The 13,075-nt window shown below is 36.0% G+C and carries 11 protein-coding genes and 1 pseudogene; 10 read left to right on the forward strand and 2 right to left on the reverse strand.

All coding sequences use genetic code 11. The features are described 5' to 3' along the window. Window positions 1–102: 102 nt before the first annotated feature. The 10 genes and pseudogenes from EHW67_RS13935 (at window position 103) to EHW67_RS13985 (ending at window position 10,399) form a co-directional block, all read left to right on the forward strand. On the forward strand, window positions 103–1,551 hold the full coding sequence (locus EHW67_RS13935; protein ID WP_126163002.1) for an EVE domain-containing protein: 1,449 nt from the start codon (window positions 103–105) through the stop codon (window positions 1,549–1,551). 286 nt (window positions 1,552–1,837) lie between these two features. Next, window positions 1,838–2,146: a helix-turn-helix domain-containing protein gene (locus tag EHW67_RS13940; protein WP_126163003.1), complete on the forward strand. Its 309-nt coding sequence runs from the start codon at window positions 1,838–1,840 to the stop codon at window positions 2,144–2,146. Then, window positions 2,136–3,374, forward strand: a complete 1,239-nt coding sequence (dcm, locus tag EHW67_RS13945; protein ID WP_126163004.1) for a DNA (cytosine-5-)-methyltransferase — start codon at window positions 2,136–2,138, stop codon at window positions 3,372–3,374. Before EHW67_RS13940 ends, dcm begins: the two co-directional genes overlap by 11 nt. Further along, window positions 3,367–4,752, forward strand: coding sequence for a Sau3AI family type II restriction endonuclease (locus EHW67_RS13950; protein ID WP_126163005.1), 1,386 nt, complete (start codon window positions 3,367–3,369; stop codon window positions 4,750–4,752). Before dcm ends, EHW67_RS13950 begins: the two co-directional genes overlap by 8 nt. A gap of 558 nt (window positions 4,753–5,310) precedes the next feature. Then, window positions 5,311–5,637, forward strand: coding sequence for an ArsR/SmtB family transcription factor (locus EHW67_RS13960; protein WP_126163007.1), 327 nt, complete (start codon window positions 5,311–5,313; stop codon window positions 5,635–5,637). Continuing rightward, window positions 5,627–6,130 carry an SRPBCC family protein gene (locus EHW67_RS13965; RefSeq protein ID WP_126163008.1) on the forward strand — a complete coding sequence of 168 codons (504 nt, stop codon included), beginning with the start codon at window positions 5,627–5,629 and terminating at the stop codon, window positions 6,128–6,130. The genes EHW67_RS13960 and EHW67_RS13965 overlap by 11 nt, the downstream gene beginning before the upstream one ends. Before the next feature lie 61 nt (window positions 6,131–6,191). Next, window positions 6,192–6,501 (forward strand): annotated as a pseudogene (locus EHW67_RS20935) (type II toxin-antitoxin system PemK/MazF family toxin). 433 nt (window positions 6,502–6,934) lie between these two features. Further along, window positions 6,935–7,789: a tetratricopeptide repeat protein gene (locus EHW67_RS13975; protein WP_126163009.1), complete on the forward strand. Its 855-nt coding sequence runs from the start codon at window positions 6,935–6,937 to the stop codon at window positions 7,787–7,789. 395 nt (window positions 7,790–8,184) lie between these two features. Then, window positions 8,185–9,018: a GAF domain-containing protein gene (locus EHW67_RS13980; RefSeq protein WP_126163010.1), complete on the forward strand. Its 834-nt coding sequence runs from the start codon at window positions 8,185–8,187 to the stop codon at window positions 9,016–9,018. Window positions 9,019–9,598: 580 nt separating this feature from the next. After that, on the forward strand, window positions 9,599–10,399 hold the full coding sequence (locus EHW67_RS13985; RefSeq protein ID WP_126163011.1) for an RluA family pseudouridine synthase: 801 nt from the start codon (window positions 9,599–9,601) through the stop codon (window positions 10,397–10,399). A gap of 160 nt (window positions 10,400–10,559) precedes the next feature. On the opposite strand, the gene EHW67_RS13990 is transcribed toward EHW67_RS13985, so the two are convergent. After that, on the reverse strand, window positions 10,560–11,417 hold the full coding sequence (locus EHW67_RS13990) for a universal stress protein (protein WP_126163012.1): 858 nt from the start codon (window positions 11,415–11,417) through the stop codon (window positions 10,560–10,562). Between the two features lie 8 nt (window positions 11,418–11,425). Then, the gene (locus tag EHW67_RS13995; RefSeq protein WP_126163013.1) at window positions 11,426–13,051 is read right to left on the reverse strand and encodes a BCCT family transporter; all 1,626 of its coding nucleotides are present in this window, start codon (window positions 13,049–13,051) and stop codon (window positions 11,426–11,428) included. Between the last annotated feature and the right edge of the window lie 24 nt (window positions 13,052–13,075).

A 13,075-nucleotide genomic window follows, 5' to 3' on the forward strand; every position in this document is an offset into this window, starting at 1 on the left:
TGCGGTTGTATTAGGAGATGGATGAAGTAAAATTTTTAAATAATAGTGACTATATAGTTATGTTACAGCCAATTTTAAGAAATGAACTGTAAGCAATGAAACATGAATGAAATTGAAAAAATAACAACTGATTTACTACCTGATAAAACCAAACGAAGAGTCTACCTTGAGATTCTTTGCGAAATTATTAGTTATGCCGATTCGTTTGGTTCTGAAAAATGGGGATTAAGCATAAAAAGTGACGGGATAAGGGTTAAAATCGGAAATCTGATTACGACAACAATTCACGAAAATTCACTTTGGCTTGCTTTAGACAAGGAACTAATTGAAAACAACACATCAGAGATTAAAAGGATATTAGAATCTGATTGGGATTCTGGAGAATGGGCTGAATATTCAGCAATAAAAACTCGGAATTATTTCTATCGCGACAATTCAAAAGAAAAATGGAAAAAGATTAAACATCTTCATTTTGGAACGATTAAAAAAGCTTCTAACAAATATTTTCAGCTACGGACCGATAGTCAAAAAAACACGTCTTTTCAACTACTTGAATATTTAACAAAAAACATTTCGAGTAATTTGCCCTTTCCTAAATATAAGGAAACACTAAATTTAGGTGATGCTAAATTTAATTACACAGGTTATTGGATTTTCTTTTGTAACCCCAAATATTGGCAGATTGACGAATTTCTTGAAACTGACGAGATTAATTCAACATGGAGAGTAACTGATTGGCAAAGTGCACATTTCCAAAAAGGACAGTTTGCTGTTATTCGAGTTGGAAAAGATTCAAGAACAAAAAAAGAATTAGCCGGAAAAGAAAAATTGCAAGCAGGGATTTATGGAATAATTGAGATTATGAGTCAAGCACAACCAATGCTTGATTCTGATGGACAATTTTGGTTAAATCAAAATAAATACGGCGAAAAGCGTTTAAGAGTAAAAATTCGATATATAAAAAAACTACTCGACAATCCGATACTTTTAAGAGACTTACAAAATCTGACTGATTTTCAAAATGAGAAAGCCCTACTAAATGGTCGGCAAGCTTCGTCGTGGTCTATTAAGAAAGATACATTTGACAAAATTCTTGAACATGCGGAAAGTAATATTGCAGTGGTAAGCGAAGTAAAAACTACAGAACTAAATGACTATGCTGATTTACAAAAATTCGAAGCAAAATATTTTAATGCAACACCAAGAGTAAAAGCAATAGTCAACAGAAGAATTGAACGTGGTGATATTTCTAAAGCAGTAAAAAAAATCAATAACTATGAATGTCTAGTTTGTAAAACTTTAGGACTAAATCCACATGGATTCAAAAAAAGAAATGGAGAATTTTATGTTGAGACACATCATATAATCCCAGTATCTGAATTACAACAAGGTTCTCTTGGGACTTTAAACCTTCTGACAGTTTGTGCTAATCACCACAGACAATTGCATTATGGAAACGTAAAACTGATTGAAAACAATGATAAATATTTCGAATTTACGATTGATAACCAGCAGATTCGGATTGATAAAATAAAAGTTGACAAAAACTAGGCATAAACACTATATATGGTCCGCTGATAGTACAAGCCTACTTACGAAAATCATTCTTCCCCAAGAAGTGTGGCAGGTCGAATTTTCTATTCAGTTTGTATTTGCTAAATTAGGCGCTTGAACATTGCGATTAATTAGATACAAACAGGTCTGTAAACTAAAAAAATTCACCGCACGTTCATGCACTTCCTCACCACCACCCGAATAAAATAATTGATATTAATTATTGAAACCTCAAAATGTTTTTATAAATTTGGACAATATTTGTCTAAAATAATTTTGACCAATGAAAACATTAGGTGAAACTTTGAAATCTGCAAGAGAGGAAAAAGAATTAATTCTGCGAAAAGTTGCGGCTGAAGTAGATATTGATCAATCTCTGATTAGCAAGTTTGAAAAAAACGAGAGAAAACCTACAATGGAACAACTCGTTAGACTTGCAAAATTTTACGGACTTTCTGAAAAAAAACTAACAATCAATTGGTATTCAGAAAAAATTGCAGAAGAATTGAAATACACAGAATCAACTTCTGAAATACTCAAAGTAGCAGAAGAAAAAATCAAATATTATAAAACCCAAGCAAATGGAAAATAAGACATTAAAAGTAGCAGAGTTATTTGCAGGAGTCGGTGGTTTCCGTCTTGGACTTGAAAAAAGTAATTTTAAAGTTGTGTGGAGCAATCAATGGGAACCTTCAACAAAAATGCAACACGCCTCAATGGTATATGAAGCAAGATTTGGAAAGGAAAACCATTTAAATCAAGACATTGCAACTGTTCCAACAGGTGAAATTCCAGACCATGATTTACTTTGTGGGGGATTTCCTTGTCAAGATTATTCTGTAGCAACAACCTTGAACAATTCAAAAGGCTTAAAAGGAAAAAAAGGAGTTCTCTGGTGGTCAATTCATAGAATTTTAGAGGAGAAAAAAAACAAACCGAAATATCTTTTTCTAGAAAATGTTGATAGACTTTTAAAATCACCAGCAAAGCAAAGAGGTAGAGATTTTGCGGTTATGTTGCAAAGTTTAAACGAACTTGGATATGCTGTAGAATGGCGAGTTATAAATGCTGCTGAATATGGAATGCCTCAAAGGAGAAGAAGAGTATTCTTTATTGGTTATCATAAATCTACAGAAATATACAAACGACTACAAAACTCTGACAAAATTGATTGGTTAACGGAAGAAGGAACAATTGCAAAAGCTTTTCCCGTATCTAAAACAAATTCAATTCAAGAAATTGACTTAAAAGGTGATTTAGTTGAAATAACAAATAATTTTAACAAAACAGGGAAATTATCACCTTTCCAAAATACAGGATTACTTATAAAGGGAAAAGTCTATACTCAAAAAACTGAACCAAATTATGACGGCAAAAGAATTGTTTTAGGAGATATTCTAGAAAATGGTGAAGTAACTCCTGAATATTACATTAACGAAAATGACAAACCAAAATGGGAATACTTAAAAGGTTCTAAAAAAGAAAAAAGAAAATCAAAAGACGGCTTTGAGTACAATTATAGTGAAGGCGGAATGATTTATCCAGATTCTCTTGATAATGCTTCAAGAACAATTATTACAGGTGAAGGCGGAAAATCACCTTCAAGGTTTAAACACGTAGTCCCTTCTGATAGAGGCCTAAGAAGACTAACCCCAATTGAATTGGAGAGATTAAATATGTTTCCAGACAATCATACACAACTTGAAGGAATTACAGATTCAAAACGCGCGTTTTTTATGGGAAATGCTTTGGTTGTTGGTGTAATTGAAAAAATAGGACAAGAACTTTACAAACAAATAGACCAATTTGAATATGTTTGATATTACTTCAGCAGATTCTATAATTAAGTTTGCTAAAAAATTAAAAGGACAAACTTTAAGACTAGCTTGTGGAGAAGAAATAGAAAAACATGGTTATAAAGGAAAAGGAAATTTTGGTCAAATATTAGAAAAGTTCTATTTCGGCTATGAGCCTAATTCAGATTCCGAGCCTGACTTTAAAGAGGCCGGGATTGAATTAAAATCAACTCCGTTAAAAACGTTAAAAAACGGAGAATATCGCTCAAAAGAAAGGCTCGTTTTAAATATTATCAACTATTTAGAAGTTCATCAAGAAGACTTTGAAAATAGTTCATTTTGGAAAAAAAATGCTCATTTACTCTTAGTGTTTTATCTACACGATAAAGATATAGAGATACTTGACTATTTAATAAAATTGGTTGACGCATGGCAATATCCAAGTGAAGATTTAAAAATCATTAAGCACGATTGGGAAAGCATAAACCAAAAAATAAAAGACGGAAAAGCCCACGAATTATCAGAAGGAGACACTTTTTATCTTGGCGCTTGTACTAAAGGATCTACAGCTTTAAAATCATATCGTAATCAACCATTTAATAAAGCAAAAGCAAAGCAAAGAGCATATTCTTTAAAGCAGGGCTATGTTAATCATATAATTGCAAATATAGCTCAAGAAGAAACTGCTGTTTATGGAAAAATAATTGAGCGACCTGAAATTTTAGAACAAGTTCGTACCATTGAAGAAATAGTAATTCTGAAATTTCATCCATTTTATGGAAAATCCGCAGAACAAATCGAACAAGAATTAGGTTTACAACTAAATCAAAATGCTAAAAGTTATTTTGCCAACCTAACAAATGCAATTCTTGGACTTGAACTAGGTCAAAAAATTGAAGAGTTTGAAAAAGCAGATATTCAAGTAAAAACAATTCGACTTAAAGAAAATAATATACCAAAAGAAGACATTTCATTTCCAACATTTGAATATCGAGAACTCATTGAAACAGATTGGGAAGATTCGGATTTTAAAAACATTTTAGAAAGCAAATTTTTCTTTGTATTTTATCAATTTGAGGGTAAGAATTTGATTTTACGAAAAGTGAAGTTTTGGAATATGCCTTATTCAGATATTATTGAAGCAAAGAATGTTTGGGTAGAAATTGTAAAAACAGTTTCAAATGGAAAAATCGTAAAAGAAGTTACTAAAAAAGGTGTAAGAAAAACATATTTCCCAAAGAAAACCGAAAATAGAGTAAGTCACGTTAGACCGCACGCAAAAAATGCAGCAGATACTCATGAATTACCCATTGCTGATAAATTGACTGGATTAACTGAATACACAAAACATTGTTTTTGGTTAAACGCAAGTTATGTGAAAGACGAAATATATTTGAAATAGCAAAGCGAAATGCCATACACATTTGCAATTCGCACCAGCCGACACACAAGCCAAAAATTGCAAAAGAGTATGTCTTTGCCAACGCTGATAAAAACGAGTTGAATGAAAAAAAGCCAGCGTACAACATTGTATCCTATGAAAAGCACTTGTCCAGTTCTCTAAACCTAATATTTTATTCTTTAACTATATCCCTCTCCCCCGAGACCACCTATCCTATCACCTAGGCATCTTGCTCTTGCCACAACTATAACTACTCCACACAGTAGCTATGGAAGGCTGGGCCTTTGTGTTCTGTGCTGATGTTGGTATTATGCCCGTTTTTTTTGAATGCCCTACCCCCCTAAACCCACAGCATGGACACTTTTACGAAGTACGCAAGGATTGCCTACAACTACCCTTCTTTTCTTTCACAAAAGCATTAACTCGTACTCTAGGGCAAACATCAAACTGCCGTCCCAAATACAACCTTGCTGGAAAAAATCAATAAATAATTTGCGAAACCGATTGGTTGCACTTATATTTGCAACCGAATGATTGCGCAATTTGATTTCAGTTTTTATGAAAAGAGATGTTTTTCAGGCCATTGCAGACCCAACAAGACGGGCTATTTTATTGCTAATCGCTACACAGGCCCTAACTCCCAACACGCTGGCCGAAGAATTTGATATTAGCAGACAAGCCGTCTCAAAACATATTAAAATCCTTAACGAGTGCGAATTGTTGGAACAGCAAAAAGTGGGTAGGGAAATATTCTATCAATTAAAAATTGATAAAATGAAAGAAATAGACCAATGGCTGGAACAGTTTAGGCAACTATGGGAGGACCGTTTCAACCAGCTGGATGAACTTTTAATAACCATAAAAAACAAGCAACATGGAAAGTAAGACAAAGACCAACTTTATAGTTGATAAGAAAAAGAACACCCTGACCATTAAAAGAAATTTTAATGCCAAGCGCCAATTGGTTTGGGACTGTTACACCAAGAGTGAATTTCTTGAAAAATGGTTTGCACCAAAACCACTGACCGCCAAAACCAAGGAAATGGATTTTAAAGTAGGTGGACATTGGTTATACGCAATGATAGAACCTAATGGCACCGAACATTGGGGACGAACCGATTTTACTGAAATACAACCAATAGACTATTACAAATCCTTGGACGGATTTTGTGATGAGAACGGTAAACTAAACCCAGATATGCCCAGGGCCAAATGGCATGTAACATTTAAGGACTTAAACCAACAATCACAGGTAGAGACCGTAGTCACCTATAATTCCTTACAAGACTTAGAAACCGTCATTCAAATGGGAATGGAAGCCGGACTCAATTCCACCTTGGAAAGATTGGACGAATTATTGGCTTCACTAACTAAATAATCACCTAAGATGCTCACAAAAACGGGGCACAACAACTGAGACTTGCTGTTTTTGGTACTGTCTGTTCCCGGGCCATAACCATAACTACTACCCAACATTAGGAAGCGAGATAAAAAAACAAGACCCTGTGTTGTCATTTCACCAGATGAGATGAACAAATACCTGAAAACGATTGTCCTTGCCCCTATGACTACAAACCTCAACAATATCCAACAAGGGTAGCAGTTAAACACAATAAGAAAAAGGGAATGATTGCGATTGACCAAATTTGGACAGTAGACATCATTAGGGTTATCCGAGTTTTTAACAGGCTAACCAAATTAGAAATTGAAAAATGTAAAGAAGTTATAAAAGAAACCTTTGTTGATTGAAAAATGAGTGCTCCCCTCCCTCCAGCCTGCCAAGGCTGTTAAGTAGAAATCTTGCTACTACCATAATAATAACTATTTGCCAACAAGCAGCTACCTTATTAACCAATATTGGAATGGCTTAGCATTTGTATCCTGCCAGGTTGCCGGTTTAACTCATTTCTTTTTAAAAGCACCAAAAAATCATCCCTAAACCCACAGCATAGACACTTTTACGAAGTACGCAAGGATTGCCATTAACTACCCTTCTTTTCTTTCACAAGACCCTTGTTTATAAACAATAAATAGAGAAAATCCCAAATTTTTTAAGAATACAAAAAGCTATTATCCCGGGTTTGCTTTCATAAAGCGAAAAGGAAAAAGATGAAAAATTGGTCGCGTCAAAATTTTTATAAACCTTGCGGCCAAATTAAATTATAAATACCTCAATACCAGCATGGCAAAATTATTTTTAGCAATATTATTGTTTACTGTACCAGCTACTTTATTTCCACAAAATACGGTTCAAGTAGATTCTTTAGAGCAGCCATTATACAGGCCATTGATAGAAAGATATATCCTGGATGAGATAAAAAGTTTACGACAGGAGAATCAGAGTTTGAGGGCAGAGGTTACCAAACAGGTTGCTGAGGCCAAATTAGAGTCGTCCGATAGATCAATTGATTATACCACAAGCACCATAAACAACATTTTTTACATCATCACTGCAGCGGCATCACTGTTGGTGCTTTTAGGATGGCGCTCCTTGAACGATATAAAAAAGAGTCTAAAGATTGATATGGCGAAGAAAATACAAACGCTTACGTCCGACTATGAGAATCGTCTACAACAGATAGAGGAGAAAATGACAGAGCGTTCCAAGGTCATCATAGAAACACAAAAAAATATAACAGACACCAATTCCATTCACTCGTTATGGATGCGGGTCGGGCTGGAAAAAAGTGAGGAGGATAAGATTTCGGTATATGATGAAATTTTAGATATAAAACCGGATGATATAGAAGCCATGACCTATAAGGCCGATGCTCTATTGGAAATAGGAGAAGTACGTTGGGCATTGAATCTTTCAAATAATGCTATTGAGCTGGACAATGAGTATTCCCTGGCCTACTGGCAGCGTGCCTGTGCCTATTCCAAACTGGATAAGCAAACGGAAGCATTAAGAGATATAAAAAGGGCACTCGAATTGTCGGACACCCTGGAAGACGAATTGCTGAATGAAAAACATTTTGAAAATTTACATGATAATAAATTATTTAAAATGTTAATTCCCAAGCCAGAATCCTTATAAAATTCAAACGGTCATTCATAAAAAAACCGCATACAATAACATAATCTTGCTATGACCAAAACTGTTGGCTAGCGCGAGCTTACCTATCCTTAGCATGGCAATAAGGTAATTGCCTACTTACGGGTGGACGTTTATGGGAGTAATGTATAGCCTCAAAACCACGCAAAAATCCAAACTAGCTGGCCATACCTTTTTATTTTGGACAATCTCTATTTCTTCTCCATTTGCGTAAATTGATAATAATGAATAAATTGGAAAAGCCGTTTGTTATGGTTTCCTAGCTTTTGTTTATATGCCATGGCTGATATACTGAACCGACTGCCTTTGCAGTGCCTATTACCAATAGCATGGAATTAATTTAAAAACCATGAATTGATTAATTAATAACATAGACGATGAATAAAAGATTGGAAGACATTAATTCTTTTAAGCTCGTAGACACCAAGCCAGATCAAGAACTAGATGAAATTACCCAACTTGCATCGATAATTTGTAATACCCCTATATCCTTAATTACAATACTTGAAGGTAAGCGACAGTGGTTTAAATCCAATAAGGGGCTTCATTTAAATGAAACCAAAATTGAAGATTCATTTTGCCAGCATGCTATGCATAAACCAAATGAAGTCCTAGTAGTGACCGATGCTACAAAAGACCCTAGGTTTATTGATAATAAATTGGTTTTAGGGTATCCAAATATTCGATTTTATGCTGGAGCACCCCTGGTTACCAAAGAAAATAAGGTCTTGGGCACCTTATGTATTATCGATAATAAACCAAGAGAGTTTTCAAAAGACCATGAAAAAGCGCTGCAGATTCTTGCCAAGAAGGCAATGGAAAAAATAGAATCGTCCAAAATGATTAATGGTCTTATCAAAACTATAGAATTTGGTACGGACAGACTGATTAAGCTCACGGAGAATCTTCCTATTGGCCTCTTTGAAATGACAATGGATACGGCAAAGGTTCCCAAGTTTTCTTTTCTCAGTGATGGTATGAAAAAACTTCACCCCAACACTAATATTGAAGAATGGATTGAAAACCCCAACATAGGATTTTCTCTAATACATCCTGATGATGTAAAAGGTCTACAAAGTGCTTTAGACTACTGTGTTGAAAATGAAGAACCACTTTATTTTGAATATCGCGTAAAAAAGGACACAGGGTATAGCTGGCACGCAATAAATGGAAGTCCGGTTAAACTAGAAAGCGGTGAAACTGTGATTTAAGCTCCTTCACAGATGTATCACACCATTTTGAATACCAAGCTGCTTTGGAACAAATCTCATATGATATTTCTCACGTTTTACGACGACCAGTAACAACCATGCTTGGCTTAAACAATTTAATTCAATCTGATAAAGATCTAACCAAAAAGAAATTTATGGAATATGCTGATCTTATAAATTCTATTACGATAGAATTAGAAGCATTCACCCGTAAACTAAACAAGATATATCAAGAAAAAAAACAGAATATAACGGGCCGCAATAGCTATGATTCATAGTTACTTCTCCTGATCTGATATTTTTGTTTTAACCAGGGTTAATTCCTAGGCCACTACATCTAAATGGAATTGTCACTTCAAGATTATATTCCCCGCTGCTGCGAGCCTGCCTATACAGCCAGACAGACACCTTACTGCTACCATAGCAATAAGTACAAAACCTGCTGTGATAGGTACTAACATTCCCCAAAAGATCCTTAATTTTACCCTTATAGAGACACCCATACAAAAACAGCATTAAACCAACAGAAATCCATATTGTTCCCAAACTACCACATCCTATAAGACTCCAAGAGTACGGTGTGGGTATTTTTGATGCCGTTTCTACAAAATCCGCCCTAAAAAAAGCCCTTAAGAAACAGTATATTCGGGTAAATGAGGATGTGGCCAGTTCGGCTACCTATATAAGGGGTGGTGAACGCATAAGTCTATCTATTTTAGAAGAAGTCACTCCCAAGAAAAAACTGCAGCTTACACTTAAAGTATTATTTGAGGACGATTACTTAGCGGCAATTCATAAACCTGCCGGAATATTGGTCAGTGGCAATAGCTTTAAAACCATTGCCAACGCCCTGGCCCAGAACCTACAAAAAAGTCCGCTCCCTGATGCAACCACAGCACATCCTGTTCACCGTTTGGATTATGCTACAACCGGTATTTTATTGATAGGAAAAACCCGCAGTAGCATACGGGCCTTAAATAAAATATTTGAAAACAGGGAGGTTAAAAAAACCTACTATGCCATAACCATTGGTGAAATGAAGGCTGTTGGGCCCATCACCTCCGAAATTGATGGCAAAAAATCCCAGTCCAATTTTACACTTTGCGAATCTGTAACTTCAGAAAGATTTGGAAAGCTCAACCTGGTACAATTAGAGCCCCTAACGGGAAGAAGGCATCAATTGCGCAAACATCTGGCACAAATTGGAAACCCCATATTGGGAGATAAAGATTATGGGATGGAGAACCTAATCCTAAAGGGTAAGGGCCTATACCTACATGCCTATTCTTTACAATTTACACATCCCTTTACCAAGAAAGAAATCTATCTAAAAGATGAACTTCCCAAAAGGTTTAAAAAGATTTTTGATCACCTAAAATAACGTACACAATGCCCTAAATACACTTTGGTCCAAATCTATGTATATGACGATAGTTTATAATGCCAAAATTCCATGGGATTCCTTAGAAACCATAATGATAGGGTTGGACTATAGAAAAATGTTCAAACTTTAAATTTGCCCCTTGGTCGTATGTAAATAACTATTTTACAATCCACAAGGGCACTTCCAGATCCTCATTAAAGAGCTCCTCGGTTACACTGCCTACAAGCAAGGAGGAAAAGGTATTCTTGCCTTTATCCCCAACTATAATAAGATCTACATTGGAGGATTTGGCTTTGACCCTCAATTTTTCTGCAACCCCCGTATCCCTCCCAGGTATTATTTCTGTTGTTAAATCCCCTTTATACCCAATCCTTTTAATGAATTTCCCACTTTTTTCCTTAAGGTGGCCTTCAATCTTAACATCCAGGTGTTCTTTGGGTATATAGGGAGAAAATTGAACAGGAACATTGTAAACGTGTACCGCCTTAACCTTGGCTCCCGTAATTCCCTGTAAAGTTTCCGCCACTGAAAATACCTTTTTGGAAGCAGATGAAAAATCGGTGCCGGCCCAGATATTGGAAATAAGCGGTTGCGCATTTTTAGGAACCGACAGAATATTGCATTTAAGCAACCGTAACAATTTTCCACTGACCACTCCAGTACCTTTCGACCTGTTTTTGTTTCCGATCAACGCAAGCTGTACCTCATATTTATTTACAATATAATTGATGAGCGATTCAGAATAGGGATCTTCTGAAATAAGTACCTCCCATTCGGATGAAGCTGTAAACTTCTCGCTCACTTTTTCATTTAGTTCATCACCAATAATTTCGTCCATGTTTAGATCTCTTAATTGTTCTTCAAATAATTCTGAAATTTCATATTTTTTAATATTGTGCACAAAATACACTTTCTTAACCTTGAGGGACTCGGCGATAAATGAAGCATAATCAATTAAGGTATTATCAATATCGGAAAGGTCCAGGGCCACTAAGATGTTATTAATTTCAGTCATTATAAAGATTATTTAATGTTCTTTTGCTGATTTACATTTCGTTTTTTTACGATAGCGGATATTATTTCCTCGTAATTCTCAAGTTCTTTTTGGGTCTCCCGCTTTTTTAGTTTTTTCAGGTCCTCGCTTAGACCTTTGTATAGCGAGAAGCACATGATAATGAGAATAACGGCAAAGGGCAATCCCGTAACTATGGTAGCCGTTTGCAGCGCTTGGAGTCCCCCGCCCAATAACAGCACTGCTGCAACACTTCCCTCCCCTATGGCCCAAAAGATCCTTTGGCCTACTGGAGCATCTATTTTACCCCCAGAGGTTAAATTATCCACTACCAAAGATCCGGAGTCGGAGGAAGTAACAAAAAAACCTGCAATTAAGACGATGGCAATAATATTCAATACGAAGGCAAATGGATAATCTTCCAGAAACACAAAAAGCGCGGTGGCAACATTATCGTTAACGGCATCCACAATTGTATTATCTCCAAGAAGCGCCTGATGCACCGCAGTACTCCCAAAAGCAGATATCCAAAAAAAAGTGACGATAGAAGGCACTATCAACACCCCTAGAATAAATTCACGAACGGTTCGTCCTTTGGATATACGGGCAATAAACATTCCCACAAAAGAAGACCAGGCAATCCACCATCCCCAATAAAAAATGGTCCAAGTATTTTGCCAATTGGAATCGCTGTAACTTTCTGTCCAGGTGGCAATTTCAAGAAAACCTGATAGGTAATTCCCAGTGTTTTGTACAAAGGATTTAAAAATAAAAATAGTAGGTCCCAATATCAATACCACCAATAGGAACAGTACCGCTATTCTCATATTCCATTCACTCAAAACCCGCACCCCTTTATCCACTCCCAAAACCACGGAAATGGTCGCAACCAAGGTTATTCCAATAATTAATATAATCTGCGTCTGTACCCCGCTATCTATTCCAAAAAGGTGAAACAATCCTGCCGAAATTTGTTGAACGCCCATACCTAAGGATGTTGCAAGACCAAACAAGGTGGCAAGTACGGCAAAGATGTCTATGGCATCGCCAATTTTCCCGTAGATCCTATCCCCTAAAAATGGATAAAATATAGATCTAATGGTGAGTGGAAGACCCCGTGAATAGGTAAAATATGCCAAGGACAAGCCTACCAGTGCATAAATGGCCCAGGCGTGAAAACCCCAGTGTAAAAAAGTAAATTTCATGGCTTCGTTGGCTGCTTCGGCAGTTCCGCCATCTGCCATTGGCGGACTCATAAAATGATAAATAGGTTCCGAAATACTCCAAAACAACAGCCCAATTCCCATACCGGCACTAAACAGCATGGCAAACCAAGAAATCGTTTTAAATTCGGGTTTTGCACTTTGCCCACCAATTCTTAACTGCCCATATTTACTAAAGGCCAGATAAATCATAAATATTAAAAAAACATTAGCGCTCAATACAAAAAACCAACCCGATTTTCTTGCAACATAATCCTGGATGGCGGTAAAATATTGCTCGGCGCTCTCCTTGTACATCAGGGTCAATGTTATAATGATGATGATGGTAATGGCCGAAGTAAAAAATACCGGACCATTCACATCCAATCCAAATATGGATTGTTTCTCATCACTCCTAATAATCTTCTTAGCCATAAAATATGTAGTTTTTAATGTAAT

The sequence above is a fragment of the Arenibacter aquaticus genome (assembly GCF_003957295.1).
Taxonomy (GTDB): domain Bacteria; phylum Bacteroidota; class Bacteroidia; order Flavobacteriales; family Flavobacteriaceae; genus Arenibacter; species Arenibacter aquaticus.

Coding starts and splice junctions, on each gene's coding strand:
- EHW67_RS13960 (WP_126163007.1), top strand. CDS start 5,311: ATGAAAAGAGATGTTTTTCAGGCCATTGCAGACCCAACAAGACGGGCT.
- EHW67_RS13990 (WP_126163012.1), bottom strand. CDS start 11,417: ATGACTGAAATTAATAACATCTTAGTGGCCCTGGACCTTTCCGATATT.
- EHW67_RS13995 (WP_126163013.1), bottom strand. CDS start 13,051: ATGGCTAAGAAGATTATTAGGAGTGATGAGAAACAATCCATATTTGGA.
- EHW67_RS13950 (WP_126163005.1), top strand. CDS start 3,367: ATGTTTGATATTACTTCAGCAGATTCTATAATTAAGTTTGCTAAAAAA.
- dcm (WP_126163004.1), top strand. CDS start 2,136: ATGGAAAATAAGACATTAAAAGTAGCAGAGTTATTTGCAGGAGTCGGT.
- EHW67_RS13965 (WP_126163008.1), top strand. CDS start 5,627: ATGGAAAGTAAGACAAAGACCAACTTTATAGTTGATAAGAAAAAGAAC.
- EHW67_RS13935 (WP_126163002.1), top strand. CDS start 103: ATGAATGAAATTGAAAAAATAACAACTGATTTACTACCTGATAAAACC.
- EHW67_RS13980 (WP_126163010.1), top strand. CDS start 8,185: ATGAATAAAAGATTGGAAGACATTAATTCTTTTAAGCTCGTAGACACC.
- EHW67_RS13940 (WP_126163003.1), top strand. CDS start 1,838: ATGAAAACATTAGGTGAAACTTTGAAATCTGCAAGAGAGGAAAAAGAA.
- EHW67_RS13975 (WP_126163009.1), top strand. CDS start 6,935: ATGGCAAAATTATTTTTAGCAATATTATTGTTTACTGTACCAGCTACT.